Genomic DNA, 15,848 nt, shown 5'->3' on the forward strand with positions numbered 1-15,848 from the left:
TAAACCAACCTCAATCATGACCTTTCAACAAAGCAAGAGTGCCTTAACAAAGGTTTTCCTGTTTCTTCTACTGACTTCGAGCGTATTTGCCCAATCTCAACCCCTTTCCGAAGCGATCCGGCTCAACCAGATCGGCTTTTATCCTAACGCAGTTAAAATCGCCGTGGTTGTTGGCGAAGCTCAAGGCCCCTTTCAGGTGACGACGGCCGACATGAAAACGGTTGTCTTCTCCGGCACTTTGGGGGATAAGCGGACAAACGCGATCTCGGGGAAGATCACCCGATCGGCCGACTTCTCTGCCCTCACCAAACCGGGTACGTATGTGGTGGTTATTCCCGGCATGGGTCACTCCTACCCGTTCGATATTCGTCAGGATGTGTACCGGGATCTGGCCATTGGGTCTATCAAGGGTTTTTATTACCAACGCACCGCCATCGACCTGCCCGCCAAATTTGCCGGCCAATGGGCACGCCCGGCTGGCCACCCTGATACGAGGGTGCTTATTCACCCATCGGCCGTGTCGGCAACTCGCCCGGCCGGTACGGTGATCTCCTCGCCCAAAGGCTGGTACGATGCTGGTGATTACAACAAGTACATCGTCAACTCCGGCATCACGATGGGAACGTTGCTCTCCCTTTGTGAAGAATTCCCGGACTACGTGAAGAAACTGAATACCAACATCCCTGAAAGCACCAACAAAGTGCCCGATGTACTGGACGAAGCGCTCTGGAACCTCCGCTGGATGCTGACCATGCAGGACCCCGCCGATGGGGGGGTGTATCACAAACTCACCAACCCAAGTTTCGATGGGATGGTTATGCCCGACAAAGCCACGAAAGACCGGTATGTGGTCGCCAAAGGCATTACCGCAACGCTCGACTTTGCCGCTGTCATGGCGCAGGCCAGCCGCGTGCTAAAGCCCTATAATTCAGAGATTCCCGGACTAGCCGACTCCTGTTTATCGGCCGCGGTGAAAGCCTGGGGCTGGGCCAAAGCGAACCCGAATGTGGTGTACAACCAACGGACCATGAACGACGCCTTTGACCCCGACGTCGTGACGGGCGGATATGAAGACCGCAGCGCCGTTGATGAGTGGATCTGGGCGGCTGCCGAGCTATATGCCACCACTAAAGAGGATACGTATTATTCAGCCGTCAATCTGTTTCCCGACGCGAAAACACCACTCCCCTCCTGGGCTCAGGTTCGGATGCTTGCCTATTATACCCTCGCCCGGACGGGTAACTACGCCACGGCTGCGGGCAAAAAAGATTTGCCAAAAGTAAAGCAATACATCACCGCCCTGGCCGATTCACTGATCAACGGAGCCGACCGGCAGGCGTTTCAGACGGTTATGGGAAAGTCGGCGAAGGATTTCATCTGGGGTAGCAGCGCCGAAGCGGCCAATCAGGGTATTGCGCTAATTCAGGGGTATCGCTATACCACTTCCGCCAATCGCAATCTGTATCTGCATTACGCGCTGGCTAACCTCGATTATTTGCTGGGCCGCAACGCCGTTGGGTATTCATTCGTGACGGGTTTTGGCGACAAAACGCCCATGCACCCACACCACCGTCCGTCCGTGGCCGATGGCATCGACGCGCCGGTACCGGGCCTGCTCTCCGGCGGCACCAACGCCAATGCCGCCCGGCAGGACAAATGCGCCGGGTACACCGCGACCATCGCCGACGAAGTTTACCTGGACGCCGACTGTTCGTATGCCTCCAACGAAATCGCCATCAACTGGAACGCCCCGCTCGTGTACCTAACCGCAGCCCTGGAAGCCTTACAGGGCAGTCAGAAAATAAGTGTGTATCGGTAAACGGGCAATAAGACGAGTCAGATTTCTTTAAATCAAACAGGGGAATCTAATCTTGGAGAATACATGAAGCCGTTTAATGACCGCGTAGCGGCTTGACGTTTATAGCCAGGATGTCCCCCTCTTACTCAAGGGACAAATTGGCTACAAACATACCGTGCCTATGGCACTTGTACCCGTGGATTCAACAGTTGGAACCTATAATTCACATCAATTAAATTCTTCATGCAAACACCAATACCACCAGTTTTATATCCTAGAAATTACAGCGAAGAAAATGCCTCAGAATCGGTCCAAAAGAAAGATGAAGGCTCTATTATTTATCCTTTACCACCTGCCATAATTTACCATTACACCTCATGCAACTCAGCAGAAAAAATTCTCGAAGGTCGAAGTTTAAAGTTCGCTTCCCCTAGCTCGTTCAACGATCCTTTTGATATGTACACTGGCCTACTCGACTTTACTTCAACAAAAGAGCAGTCAAGATCATGGACAAATAAGGTTATGGAAGGTAAGCCTAGAAAAGATAGAAGAAAAATGTATCAATATATAGATAACAATAAATTCAATTTTTTAAAATCGAGCAGAAACAGCTTCGATCGAATAAAAGACCAAGCTGGTGTATGTTGTTTTAGTAAATATCAAGATATTCACCTTATGTGGAGTCATTATGCCAACAAACATGATGGTATATGCTTTGGCTTTGATTTTCACCCGATTAATCAACGGCAAGATTACGCCCTAACTATTAGAGAGGTACAATATAAAGCTGTTATCGAACCCATAAATTTTGGGATAGATAATAATGCAGCTGTACATCATTGGATAACGACAAAATCAACAGTCTGGGAGTATGAGAACGAAATACGTGCTATTATAAATAATCGAAAGGGTAAAGACCTTTTTGAATTTGAGCGGGCTTGTCTAAAGAAAGTATACTTTGGCTGCCGAGTTTCACCACAAAAAATTGATTACATTTTATCATTAATCAAAAAGTATAATTATCAAGTTAATTCAAAAAAAATGATCATTGACGATCAAACTTTCAGCATCAAACCTGTTGACTTACCTTAGCGACTTAACTCACTTTAATGTCGATAGCAAATAATCACTTGGGCAGGGATTAGGCTATTAGTGAACAAAAAATGAAAATCAAGTTAGAAGATTTTTAGTATTCTAAGTATTACATTTTTATTTCCCGACCACTTTCCTGTCATTAGAATCACAACAACAAACAAAAAGCCCTGTAAGCTTTTCAACTTACAGGGCTTTTCAAAAGTGGAGACGGAGAGATTCGAACTCTCGTCCAGTCAAGGAACCCGTCGTGCCTTCTACATGCTTAGGTATACTTAGGATTGTCGGGAATCGGCCCGGTGTATACCAAACCAAGCTTCATCCGTAGGTACTTGTGTCTTACTCAGCCGTTAATACCATAAACTGAGCCAGCGCTGCGAGTCGATGCCTCCTGATCCAGCCAGCAGCACGTAGGCCGGGGAGACAATGGCTATTGCTTAATCCTCCGGATTAGGCAGCCATGGCGTAGTTATATTCGCCAGTTATTGTTTTGACGATTTGTTTGGGCGGGAAATACCGTCAACTCCCGGCATGCTTACACGCGACCTCAGCAAGCTGTCAATTCCGGTCGTCCCCAGACTGACACGCCAAAGCGAGTCTGCGAAAATAACAACCGGAAAACATCACATTTGGTTCGACGACCGTACCCTAGCTTTTGACTTTTTTATTGGCTATCTATTGGGCAAATCCAAAATAAAGCCGTAGTATTACTATATGTCAGCCTGACCCTGCCGTCAGGTCGCTTCGCTCATGACGTCTACCTCTTTCGAAACCACTCTATATCAGCAGCTGACGCCTTTTTTTGAACGGCACCAGTTTTTGTTGATGCCCGAAAAAAAACAATACCGAAAAATTACGGAAACGGGCTTCCAACTGGTCATGCTTTCCCCGGCTTATTCTGACGACGAAATAACTCTGGACATTCGGTTTGGCTGTCGAAATGAGCAGGTAGAGCAGATAGCCCAGCAATTTCTATCCAGCCAGGCTAGTAGTCAACAGGATGCCAACACGATCCTGATCTCCATTAGTCAGTTTAGTGAGTACACATCCGTTCGATTCCGTATTCACTGTGAAGAGGAGTTGCTTCTCGTTTGTAAGCAGATCGAACAGTTTTTCGATTCAAGAGGCCTTGATTTTATTACGGCTTCCTCTACGCTAACCGCCCTGGACCGACTGCTGAACGGAAAACCCGAACAGGCCTGCCCCTATGTGTACAACCAGATACACCGCTTTTACAAGGGGCTCATTTCTGCCAGCCTGAACCACAACAGGCAGTTCAACAGTCTGATTGATCGGTACCGGCAACTGCTTATCCAACAGACACAGAACCGGTATGAACTCATTCGCTTTGAGCGACTCATTGCCTTTCTACAACATTACTCTCCCAATTGAGACGCGTAGTATGAAAAAGCGAAAGGTTTTCAGGGTGGGGAATGGCTTCAACTACAGCCCATCTTTCACCCTCTCGGTCGTTTACTCGTTCACCTTTTTACTTCACTTTCACGAACCGGGCAATGGCCGTCGCCAATCCCGGGGTTAGCGGCAGAGTTGGGTCATTGTAAGCGGTAGCCGCTTCGGACATGGAGTTTGAGGATACATTTTTGAACCCATGATTCATCTCATCAAACAATTGATATTGAGCCGAAGGCAGGGCTTTCCATAGCTTTTCGGCATCGGAGACGAACACCTGAACATCCCGTTTTCCCTGAATAATCAGCACCGGCACGGTTAGTTGTTTTAACTCTGCCGCCGGGTCATATTTCATCCAAGAAATCATGTAAGGCTGAACGCTGGGGCGAAACAACGAATGGATTGCCGGATATTTGGTAGGTAGGACGCGTAATGTCTGCCCCATTTTTAACGTATCCAGGGCGCTGAACACGCTCTCCCTGTCGGCGTCTGGTAGCTGGGGTTTCAGCTGCGCTTTTAGTTTACTGGCGATATCGTCTCCCGATCCCGACAGCGATACATAAGCATCAGCTTTTGCCTTACGCGTCGCGACCATTCCTACCAGAGAACCTTCACTGTGTCCGGCCACGACTACTTTAGAAAACCGTTTGTCGGCTTTTAACTGATTGATCCAGCCTTCAGCATCCTCAATATAGGTTTCAAAGGTCATGTCCTGTTCTGTCATACCCGGCGCAACGCTTCGGCCAATCCCGCGCTTATCGTACCGAAGGGCGGCTATCCCTAGTTTTGCCAGACTATCGGCGAGGAGTTTATAAGAATTGGCTTTTACACTCCCCATCTGTCCGGATGGGATCGGATTATTCCCGTTGCGGTCTGTTGGACCAGACCCTGCAATGATGAGTACGACAGGAACAGACTTTGCCGCAGAAGCAGGCATCGTTAACGTCCCATCAATGGAGAGGGCAGCTGTTTTCAGCTGCATCGGCTCCTCTGACTGGGCCAGAGCGGTCAGGCTGAAAAAAGTGAGTAGTAAGGTGGTGATGAATGCGTATTTCATATCTGAAAAGGCTTAAACTAGAGAGTCCAGGGTTGATTAGTTGAGCTGATGCGATTTCTCCTGCCGGAAAAAGATGTAGGAGTAAACGGTGGGAATGATCGCTACCAGGCCCGCCAGACCCAATATGCAACTAATCAGGTATGCACTGGGTAGAACAAACGCCAGGACCATACTCGCCAGACCACCCGCCACCATAAGACGCCCCGCCAACCGATGGGTTTTCCGCCAGACCGTTTCATTGGCGAGTGTCCAGGGAGTTCGGATGCCAACAAACCAGTTTGGCTTAACGGTCGTCAGGTAATTACCCAGACCGGCGAATAAGAAGCCAACCAGTCCCATTAGGATACGAATAACGGGCAGATCAGCACCCTGATGACCAGCCATATAAAAGACCAATCCAATGGTAATCCCCCAAAACAATCCGACGACTAATCGGAGTTTCTGGTAGTTGCCGGTTTGAAGGGTTCCGTTAGGCGTTAGCCGCGTAACAAAACGAAGTATCAGATACATAAACCCGGTTAAACAACCCATGGATAAGGCCGCCGTTTCCTTCATCTGCCAGCCATTCGGGCTACCCTGCATATCGTAATGAACCGGTAACTGATCCGGTAACTGATTCCAGACAATGGCCAGATAAATCATCGGAGCCAGCATACAGGCAACGATTAGAAATTCGATTGATGTAGAATTCGTTTTCATGCGTGAAAGTTGTGTTAAGCGTTATCACTAACTTTTTTTTCGGTTGCTATTGGATGCGTATCGGGTTGGGACTCCGGCTTCTGGAAGCTCATCAGCCAGGAAAGCAGCTCGTCGAACACGGTCGTGTTGAGGGAATAGTTGATAAACTGCCCCTGTTTGGTGGCTTCAACCAGACCCGCCTGTCGCAGCAGGTCGAGATGGTGCGAAATGCTGGGCTTCGTCATATTGAACCGCTCGGCAATCTCACCGGCATTCAGGTCGCTCTCCCGCAGTAGGTCCAGAATCTGTCGGCGGGTAGGATCATTCAGGGCTTTAAAGAGGTTGTTCATGCCAGAAGCGTTAAATAATTAGACAAACATCTAACTATTCATTTAGACGTTTGTCTAATTATTTAACAGTGGTTGTATTTCGTGATGAATGGTATTCGACCGTTGGAAACCCACGGCACAGGTTCAGATCTTGTTCCTGAACAGAAATAGACTTTGCCGTAACTATTTATGGAGTTACCTTTGTTGAATAAACAGGGCACTACCGGCAGTTTTTGACTCTTTCCAAGAACTGGAGCATAATGCCCCCGCAGTACATTACTACTTGATAACCATGAAGCCGCTTCAAATTCGCTTAACGACGCTTACTATTCTTGTTCTGGCAGCCGCCCTGTTTCGTTTAGTCCCTCACTGGCCAAATTTTACACCCATTGCAGCCATAGCGCTTTTTGGCGCGGCTACATTCGAACGTAAATGGCTGGGGTTAGCGGTACCTTTTGCCGCCATGCTGTTGAGCGACTTTATCATTGGGTTCCACGGCAGCATGAATGCGGTTTATGTAAGCTTCGCCCTTACCTGGCTGCTGGGATTATGGGCGTTGCAGCGCCCTACAGCCGTTCGAATTGCGGCAGCCTCAGTTACCTCTTCTGTCTTGTTTTTCCTGATCACCAACTTTGCCGTGTGGTTTGGCAGTACGTTCTACCCCCAAACAGCAGCCGGATTAATGACCTGTTACGCGGCCGGGCTGGCTTTTTATAACGGCTCTAACTTTTTCCTGAACGGGCTTTTTGGCGATTTGTTTTTCAGCGGTATCCTGTTCGGCGGGTATTACCTGCTGCAGAAACGGTACCTGGTGTTACGCCCAAGCCGAAGCTAATCACAAAGATTAAACGATGCTGATCGGTATCGTAACGATAATGGTGGTGCCCTGATTTTCTTTACTGGTCACCGTGAATACCCCGCCATGAAGCTCCACAAACTGGCGGGAAATAGCTAACCCTAAACCCGTTCCCTGAACGGACGTCGCATTTCCAGCCCGAAAAAAGGGCTGGAAAAGTGATGAAATGTCCTCTGTGGGTATGCCTATCCCCTGATCTTTAACCGAGATCACCAATTTTCTCTCTTCGAACAGAATAAACAGTTCCGGATTTTCAGAAGAAAATTTGAAGGCGTTGGTCAGCAAATTGATCAGGACGTGCCTCATCAGTTTATCATCGATAAACGTTTTGACTGGTTTACCCTGTATCGATAACTGTACCCGGCGGGAATCCCGGTATTCGCTGAAGTTGGTCGATATAACCTCCTGGCTCAAGGCGACAAAATCTACCTGACGGGGATTGAATGATATTTTCCCCTCCTCCATCTTACCAATCGTTAGTACATCGGTCAGCAGATTACTAAACGCAACAATCTCCTGTTCGATAACAGCCAGATGCCGGCGCATGGCTGGCAGATCGATTGGCTCGTTACGGTTCATGTACAGACCAATCAGATCAACGCTGGACTGAATCGTTGCCAGGGGCGTCCGGAACTCGTGAGACGCAATGGCGACAAACTGCGATTTTAACTTGTTCAGTTCTTTCTCACGCGCCAACGATTGCTGCAGTACGATTTCTTTTTCTTTCTGGCTGGTAATATCGCTCGCTACACCAATATACCGCAATGGTTTGTCCTGGCAGTCTTTCATCACAAACGTGCGAACCGTAAACCAGCGAGTGATATTGTTGCCCTCCTTCAGCCGGTATTGGCCGGTCAGCTCTTTCCCCAGTCGGTATTCGGTAAAAATATCTGTCAACCGGGCCTGATCTTCTTCAACAATGGCTTCCAGCAGCAACTGGGGGTTTTGATTCAACTGCTGGGCAGAATACCCAACTACCCGTTCGAAGGCCGGGTTTACATAGATCAATTCGAGTGAATCAGCCGAATGAATCCAGAACGCATCGCTCACATTCTCGGCTATTTCCCGGAATCGCTGTTCGCTTTCCCGCAGCGCGTCTTCCCCCCGTTTCTTTTTGGTTATATCCCGCCCTTCCGGAATCAATAAAACCACTTGCCCATTGTCATTAAAGATGGGCTTGATGCTTAAATCCAGGGCAATGCGGTTATTTTGAGCATCCAGAACGTCTACTTCATAGGTGACTAATTCGCCACTGGCTGCTTGCTGAATGGCCTGCCTGAGTCTCTGTTGCTCGTCCGCAGAATTATTCCACTTGATAGTCTCCCAGAGTGGCTTTCCAATCACCTCGCTCAGTTTTTTCCCACCTGCCTTTAACGCCGTTTCATTGACTTCCAGCAATACACCATCCGGGCGCATCAAGCCGATGTACTGATAACTTAAGTTGAAAATAGCTTGGAATCGCTGCTCGCTCACCCGCAGTGCTTCCTCAACCAGCCTGCGTTCTTTTTTATCCCTTTCTGAATCAACATACGTCAGGCGATCGGTCAGGAGATTGACCTCATCAGCATGTTCTTCGGTGATATCCGGGTACTCGGTGATTTCACGACCGGATATATACTGTCGGTCTTCGGTGCAATCGCAATGCCACTCGACAAACGCATAGGAACCCCTCTTTTTGCGAATACGTATGCATTTTCGGAGCGTTGGGTGCGGATCATTCAAATAAGGGGTTCCGGACAAGGCAAAAACTTTGTCATCCGGATGAATCAGCTCTACATAATTACGGGTCATCAATTCTTCCTCGGTGTAGCCCAGCATTGTTTTCCAGGCTGAATTGACTTTGAGGAAATTGCCATTCCGATCTGTAATGCAGTGCAGTTCAAGGGAAAGGGCAAAAAACAGGTTCAGCTCCCGGTTTTCGCGGAGAAGATCGTCCTGCTGATCCGACGTTGTTACCGTTTTCGCCCCGGCCCGTTCGATTCTTCTCGAATTGGCAGCTACCGGTTCAACAACGGCCATATATCCCACCTCAAATGCCGTTAATCGGCATTGAACGGTTTCCGTGTTGTTTACAGGAATGTCGAACAGCACAACACCTTGATTCGTCAGCTGATTCAGGAATTTAGGTAAAGAATCGCTTTGATCACCTAACAACTGAGTCAGGCTGCTACCGACAACTAAACCCTGCCCCATCGACCCATAGTTGGAAAGGACCCATTCATTTGCCCATCTTATCTGTAAATCCACGACTGCTCCGTGCTGATCCCGGACAGGGTCTAACGTAAGCACACCGAAGGACGAATGTTCCCTCTCATCAATCAAAGCAGTTGGCACATTTTCGTGTACTGAAGAATTCATCAGGCTCTGGTAGATGGTAAATGGCACTAATTACTAACTCGTTAATAATAACTATTCGTTTCAACCCCTACTTGAACAGACCGAAATTCTAATCTTTTCAAATTTACATTCATTTATCTCATGAAATTTCAAGGGATTGGAAATCACAAAAAACAGACGTGTAATCAAAAAAAGTCAGCTATACTTTTGTCTCAGTAACCGTAACAGGTATCCCGAAGACTTTTTCCCCTACTCAACGCGCTATATTTTTAATTGATTGGTATTAACAACAACATATAATATGGCCACTACCAAGCGTTCACAAACCTCCGAATTTGCTACCTGGCAAACCGAAATCAGTCAGTTGTATAGAAATTACCACCAAATTGGTTTGATGTTAAGTCAACCGATATCCTTATCCATTGAAACACGATTAACACTTCAGTATCTAAAAAAAGAGTTGGTAAAAGCAGTGGAACGCTTTAATAATGATTTCGATAAACCAACCGACTGCACCGCCAAGAGCCAAACAACTGTGCTAAAGAAGCATGCGAACACCATGCACTATTTAAACAGGTCCATTGAGGATCTTGTCACGAAGCATGCGTACTGTTAAGAACATTGATCGAACATAAAATTTACCCCACCGTCATTATTTCCTCACCGTAATTTATACTTACCGTAATGATGAATGTCCCTCTGTTTAATCAATTGACTCTACCTGAGCAAGTGGTGCTGATTCCGTTAAAAGGACGCTTCATTGCCCAGCGCCAATGCAACAATGATCAAGTTAAATTGTATTACTGGTCAGATCATTTTGTTGAAATCTATTTTCGTTGGCCTACTCGAAGGGGAATGGGTGCAAACTGGGAACCCTACGAAGTGGTCACATTTATAGATCAAACGGGTTGTTCAGAACAACTGATGAACTACGTAGATCATTTAAATCTGGACGAACTTCTCGCCTGACACGCGCGCTCCATATCGATTGTCTTTACTACGTTCACTACGATATGGTTATATCCGGCCGATTGTTCGTTCTAAATCGGAGAGGAGCTATCTGATAAGCTTTCTTAAAGCAGTACGAAAAATAAGACAAACTGCTAAAGCCGCATCGATCGGCAATCCATTGAAGACTTTGATCCGTTTGCGTTAGATAGAGCATCGCTTTCTTCAGGCGATGCTCTCTTAGTATTTCATTAAAGTTCCTCGGAAAATAAGCTTTTATGTGCCGCTGAAAAGCAGAAAGACTCATATTCATGAGTTCAGCAACTTTATTGGCAGTTAATGAAGAGTCATCAAAATGAGCCTCCAGTGAAGCCGTTAATTGCCTGACAAACTGAAAATCAGCCCCCTCGGTTGCCGGGTCCATCAATTGATTTAGAATGAAATCCGAGCGCTGCGTAATAATATTATTGACCTTTAACAGGAGTTCCCGACGCAAAAAGGGCTTTGACAGATAATCGATAGCTCCTTCTTCAAGCCCTAATAATTTATCTTCCTGAGCTACTTTGGCAGTAAGAAAAATAAACGGCACATTTCGAAATTTCCGGTCATCCTTCACGGCTCTTATAAAATCAATACCGTTCATCTCCGGCATCAGGACATCACAAAGAATTAGATCTGGATAAAAAGAAGGCAGCAGGTCAAGTGCCATTAGTCCATTGCCAGCAACCTTCACCTCATAATTATCCAACTCGAGTTGTTCGCAAATATTCTGCCTTAATTGTTCATCATCTTCAACTACTAAAATTTTTGCCATGTTGAAATTGGTCAGAGGATCATGCAACTCATAGGAAGCATGGCGAATAGCTTTCTGGCACGCTTTACTATTTTTACAAGCTACTTAGTATTTAATACAGCAGTAAATATACTCTTTGCTTATTAAATTTCTAGGATTGGTAACATAAAGTACTGTTGCACACACAAGTTTTTTTTAGAATTTACAGATTATCAGCTTGATCGATAAACCAGTTCATCCGGTTACGATACTGATGTAAAAACAAGAATTCAGCGGCTACCCGTTAACTACCGTTTAACAACTAATACGTATGTACAAGCCCCTGTTTCAGGGCTTCCTGGTAGGCTTCTTTCTCAAATTGATATAAATAGGGCGATCGGTGGGGGCCAATAGACCGTTGCTCATCCAGTTTTTTTATTAGCCCCAGCGTCACAAGCTTCTTGGCAAAGTTGCGCTGGTCCAGTTCTTTCCCTAAAATGGTCTCGTAAAGTTTATGGATTTCGGGCAGCGTAAATTTTTCCGGTAAGAGGTTATAGCCGATCGGTTGGTGGTAAATCTGCTGCCGAAGCGTGGTCAATGCCTTATCTACGACCTCATTTTGATCGAACAGAAGTTCGGGAATGGCATTTACATCACACCACTGGTGTTCATTTGAGAAGAAATCACTCGTTACAGTAACTTTTGAGTAATCGACCAGGGCGAAATAGCCAATGGATAACGTCCGCTCAAAAAGCCAGTTGTCAGCTTCAATATCTAGGACGAGGCCATATTTTTCGGCAAACTCACGAGTGCTCCGTTCTTTAAGACGATACGGTGAATCTCCAAAAGTATGGAACTGCTGAAGAAATAGCTGATCAAGCCCGGTTCGCTCCTGAACAACTCGATTGGCCGCCTGGCTCAATGGCTCTCTCCGCTGAATAAATCCACCCGGCAGTCCCCAGCCGTTATACCCTATCCATTTGAGAAGTAAAATCTTTAGCTGTTGATCGTGGTAACCAAAAATAACCGAGTCAATACTGAGATGGGACAGGTACTGCTGATAGCCGTATTTAACAAAGTTTGTTACGTCTTCCTCCGAGTTCATGACCAAAGTTAAAAAACGATTCTGTAAATTTTACCAATTAGAAATAATACCTTATCTTTATTCCGTAAAAATTACGCTATTAACTTTTATTAAATTATTACTCCGAATAATATAATTTGGCAACGGAGGTATGAACCCTAAAATTTCACGTTTAAATCAATTCCAACAATGAAAAAAGTAAGTCTATTTCTGTTCATTTTTCTGCTCGGCGTTTGCGTCAAAGGCTTTTCTCAGGCAACTCCACCTGCCGACTTTTTTGCCGGCAAATGGGAAATCACTGTCATGGGCACCCCTAGTGGAGACGCGAAAATGGTTACTGAGCTGGTGCGTAAAGACGGCAAGCTGACTGGCCAATTGAAAGATCCAACGGGAACTAACCCCGCTATGCCCATCACAAAAATTGAAGAAGATCCAGGCAAAAAACTCACCATTTACTTCGATACGGCTCAGGCCGGCGAAATCGGTGTTGAATTAAACAAAGTAGACGACGACCATTTGAAAGGGCAACTGATGAATATGTTCGACTCGACTGCCCTGCGGGTTAAGAACTAATTCCTCAACAGGAAAAGAACCAATTGGCGCCCTTATTGAAAGAAGACGATTACTTTTCAATCGTCTTCTTTCAATAAGGGCGCCAATTGGTAATTATTGATTGTAGATTGTTTTTCAGGAGTCAATTTTTTGAGCCCTTCCCCCACTTTTTATATTTACGTTCGATAAGCTCGGCTACCAGGCCGGTCCAGCCTGTTTGATGACTGGCACCAACACCACGACCATTGTCGCCATCGAAGTACTCATAAAAAAGCACGTAATCCCGAAAATGCGGATCTTGGTATTTGGGGTGCTGGCCGAAGGCAGCGCGTTTTCCATCTTTATCGATCGTAAAAAGACTGATCAGTCGATTTGTTAATTCCTGGGCGACAGCTTTTAAGGTGATTTGATTGTTGGTTCCGACGGGGTATTCCACCGTGAAACTATCCCCAAAATAATGGTAGAATCGCTCCAGACTTTCTACTAACAGATAGTTCACCGGCATCCAGACCGGGCCTCGCCAGTTGCTATTGCCCCCAAACATGTTGCTGTCACTTTCAGCGGGCGTGTAGGTCAGTCGAAAGGTGGTGTTGTCGAGGGTAAATTCGTATGGCTGGTCTTTATAAACTTTCGACACACCCCGGATACCGTGCGGACTTAAAAACTCATTTTCATCCAGTACTTTCAGCAGCAAAGATTTAAGCCGAAATCCCCGCAGCAAGCTGAGTAAGCGTTTTTCGTCGACGCCTATTTCCGAATAGCGGGAAACCTGGTTGTATAAATCAGGTCTGTGTCCCCGAAACCATTCCATTCGCTCCACAAAGGCAGGATTGGCCCGTAGCAATTCATCATCCAGCACTTCCACGGCAAACATTGGAATCAGACCAACCAACGTCCTTACTTTCAGCCGCTGCACGGTCCCATCATCCAGCCGAAGCTGATCATAGAAAAACGCATCTTCCTCGTCCCATAGCCCCAGGGAGGTGTTCCCAATGTTAGTGATTGCGCCCGCGATGTACAGAAAATGATCAAAGAATTTGGTGGCCAATTCATCATAAACAGAATCGTGCTTTGCCAGTTCAAGGGCAATACGCATCATATTCAGGGCATACATGGCCATCCAGCTGGTCCCATCGGCCTGCTCCAGATGGCTGCCATCGGGAAATACGGTGTTCCGATCAAACACCCCAATGTTATCGAGGCCCAGAAATCCTCCTTCGAATATATTATTTCCCGACTGATCCTTTCGATTTACCCACCAGGTAAAATTGAGCATCAGTTTATGGAAAATGCCCCGCAGGAAAGTCAAATCCTCTTCCCCTGCTGGTTTTCGCTCCAGCTCAATGTGGTAGATACGCCAGGCAGCCCACGCCTGAACGGGCGGGTTGACATCCGAGAAATTCCACTCGTAGGCAGGAAGCTGACCGTTAGGGTGCATAAACCACTCATTCGTCAGCAACATAAGCTGCTGCTTGGCCAAACCTGGGTCAATAACCGAGAGGGTTACGCAATGAAACGCCCAATCCCAGGCAGCATACCACGGATATTCCCATTTGTCGGGCATAGAAATAACCCCCGCATTGATCAGCTGCAGCCAGGTATGGTTCCGCCCTTTCAGGCGTTCAGGGGGTGGCGGTGGACTATTCTCATCACCGGCCAGCCAGCGCGACACGTCATAATAGTAGTATTGTTTACTCCACAACATTCCGGCAAATGCCTGCCGTTGAACCATTTTTTCATCCGGTGTCGCCTGATGGGGGTGAATTTTAGCATAAAACTCATCGGCTTCCTGCTTTCTCATTGAACAGATCCGATCAAAATCATCGAACGGCTGCACCAGACCGGTACCCACGGGGCCCGTGGCTTCCAGCCGTAACCGAATCACAGTCGACTCTCCGGCCGGGACGGTAATTTCGTAATGGGCCGCTGCCTTCGTTCCGATATGGCCCGGATTTACCGTTTGCGTACCGTGAATGATGTAGTCGTTGATCCCATCTTTAGGGTATCTGGCACCAATATGAATATTGTAAAGCCGGGAGGCATTCGGTTCGTTATCGCAGAACAACCATTCGGGCTGGCCTTCGGCATGCAATATATACCGGCCCAGGGCGGAGTCCTCTACAGAAACAGTCTGGTCGGGTTGCAGTACCAGCGATGGGCGATAATTGGGAACGCCATCGGAGTCATCGCCAAAGGCCCAGGTATTCCGAAACCAGAGAGTTGGCAACAAGTGAAGGCTGGCCGCTTCAGGTCCCCGATTATGCACCGTGATGCTCATCAGAATATCCTGCGGACTCGCTTTGGCATACGCCACAAATACATCAAAATACCGATCCTCATCGAAAAGGCCCGTGTCGAGCAATTCAAATTCGGGATCCAACCGACCACGACGCCGATTTTCGGCCACTAACCAGTTGTACGGATAAGCCGCCTGTGGATATTTGTACAGCATTCGCTGGTAAGAATGCGATGGTACATTGTCCAGGTAATAGTATAGTTCTTTAACGTCCTCGCCATGGTTGCCTTCGGCATTGGTCAGGCCAAAGTAGCGCTCTTTCAGAATAGGATCGTTTCCGTTCCACAAGGCAAGCGCGAGGCATAGCTGCTGTCGGTCATCCGAAAAACCGGCAATACCCTCCTCGCCCCAGCGAAAGGTGTAGCTCCGGGCCATGTCGTGCGTCGTGTAGTTCCAGGCATCGCCGTTCGAACTGTAATCTTCGCGCACGGTGCCCCATTGGCGATCAGACACATAGGGTCCCCATTGCCGCCAGGCTGGATCATGTAAACGATGTTGTTCGGTGGTCACGGCAGTATTGATAAGGTGGCACTGGGGAAGCAGGATGTAGGGATGTATGATATATGATATAAGCTGTAGGGTTGACTCTCATTAGCACTCGCGCGAGTCGTATATCATACATCCTACATCCTATATCCT

13 protein-coding genes and 1 other RNA gene are annotated in these 15,848 nt (G+C 47.2%); 6 read left to right on the plus strand and 8 right to left on the minus strand.

Going from position 1 to position 15,848, the window contains the following annotated elements:
- The first annotated feature begins 16 nt into the window (after positions 1-16).
- Positions 17-1,819, plus strand: coding sequence for a glycoside hydrolase family 9 protein (locus ACYVK4_RS16775; RefSeq protein WP_461128672.1), 1,803 nt, complete (start codon positions 17-19; stop codon positions 1,817-1,819).
- A gap of 222 nt (positions 1,820-2,041) precedes the next feature.
- Positions 2,042-2,890 carry a DUF2971 domain-containing protein gene (locus ACYVK4_RS16780; protein WP_461128673.1) on the plus strand — a complete coding sequence of 283 codons (849 nt, stop codon included), beginning with the start codon at positions 2,042-2,044 and terminating at the stop codon, positions 2,888-2,890.
- 202 nt (positions 2,891-3,092) lie between these two features.
- Here the strand turns inward: ACYVK4_RS16780 and ssrA are convergent.
- Positions 3,093-3,466: a transfer-messenger RNA gene (gene ssrA, locus ACYVK4_RS16785) on the minus strand.
- A gap of 174 nt (positions 3,467-3,640) precedes the next feature.
- On the opposite strand from ssrA, the gene ACYVK4_RS16790 reads away from it, so the two are divergent.
- Complete coding sequence (locus tag ACYVK4_RS16790) at positions 3,641-4,282, plus strand: hypothetical protein (protein ID WP_461128674.1); 642 nt, start codon at positions 3,641-3,643, stop codon at positions 4,280-4,282.
- A gap of 97 nt (positions 4,283-4,379) precedes the next feature.
- Here ACYVK4_RS16790 and ACYVK4_RS16795 read toward each other — a convergent pair whose 3' ends face one another.
- From ACYVK4_RS16795 to ACYVK4_RS16805, 3 genes are read right to left on the minus strand one after another with little or no spacing between them, the layout of a single operon-like run.
- Complete coding sequence (locus ACYVK4_RS16795; protein WP_461128675.1) at positions 4,380-5,357, minus strand: alpha/beta hydrolase; 978 nt, start codon at positions 5,355-5,357, stop codon at positions 4,380-4,382.
- Positions 5,358-5,393: 36 nt separating this feature from the next.
- Entirely contained in the window at positions 5,394-6,056 is a 663-nt protein-coding gene (locus ACYVK4_RS16800; RefSeq protein WP_461128676.1) for an SdpI family protein, read from the minus strand.
- A 14-nt stretch (positions 6,057-6,070) separates the two neighbouring features.
- The gene (locus tag ACYVK4_RS16805; protein WP_461128677.1) at positions 6,071-6,385 is read right to left on the minus strand and encodes an autorepressor SdpR family transcription factor; all 315 of its coding nucleotides are present in this window, start codon (positions 6,383-6,385) and stop codon (positions 6,071-6,073) included.
- 271 nt (positions 6,386-6,656) lie between these two features.
- On the opposite strand from ACYVK4_RS16805, the gene ACYVK4_RS16810 reads away from it, so the two are divergent.
- A complete protein-coding gene (locus ACYVK4_RS16810) occupies positions 6,657-7,199 on the plus strand; it encodes a DUF6580 family putative transport protein (protein WP_461128678.1) in 543 nt (180 codons plus the stop codon).
- Between the two features lie 9 nt (positions 7,200-7,208).
- Here ACYVK4_RS16810 and ACYVK4_RS16815 read toward each other — a convergent pair whose 3' ends face one another.
- Complete coding sequence (locus ACYVK4_RS16815; protein ID WP_461128679.1) at positions 7,209-9,578, minus strand: PAS domain S-box protein; 2,370 nt, start codon at positions 9,576-9,578, stop codon at positions 7,209-7,211.
- A gap of 663 nt (positions 9,579-10,241) precedes the next feature.
- Here ACYVK4_RS16815 and ACYVK4_RS16820 point away from each other — a divergent pair.
- A complete protein-coding gene (locus ACYVK4_RS16820) occupies positions 10,242-10,526 on the plus strand; it encodes a hypothetical protein (protein ID WP_461128680.1) in 285 nt (94 codons plus the stop codon).
- Between the two features lie 37 nt (positions 10,527-10,563).
- On the opposite strand, the gene ACYVK4_RS16825 is transcribed toward ACYVK4_RS16820, so the two are convergent.
- Complete coding sequence (locus ACYVK4_RS16825) at positions 10,564-11,319, minus strand: response regulator transcription factor (protein WP_461128681.1); 756 nt, start codon at positions 11,317-11,319, stop codon at positions 10,564-10,566.
- Between the two features lie 280 nt (positions 11,320-11,599).
- Entirely contained in the window at positions 11,600-12,382 is a 783-nt protein-coding gene (locus tag ACYVK4_RS16830) for an NUDIX hydrolase (protein WP_461128682.1), read from the minus strand.
- Positions 12,383-12,550: 168 nt separating this feature from the next.
- Here ACYVK4_RS16830 and ACYVK4_RS16835 point away from each other — a divergent pair, with 168 nt between their 5' ends.
- On the plus strand, positions 12,551-12,934 hold the full coding sequence (locus ACYVK4_RS16835) for a hypothetical protein (RefSeq protein ID WP_461128683.1): 384 nt from the start codon (positions 12,551-12,553) through the stop codon (positions 12,932-12,934).
- Positions 12,935-13,055: 121 nt separating this feature from the next.
- Here ACYVK4_RS16835 and ACYVK4_RS16840 read toward each other — a convergent pair whose 3' ends face one another.
- A complete protein-coding gene (locus tag ACYVK4_RS16840) occupies positions 13,056-15,719 on the minus strand; it encodes an MGH1-like glycoside hydrolase domain-containing protein (RefSeq protein WP_461128684.1) in 2,664 nt (887 codons plus the stop codon).
- Between the last annotated feature and the right edge of the window lie 129 nt (positions 15,720-15,848).

It is taken from the genome of Spirosoma aerophilum, from assembly GCF_054782495.1.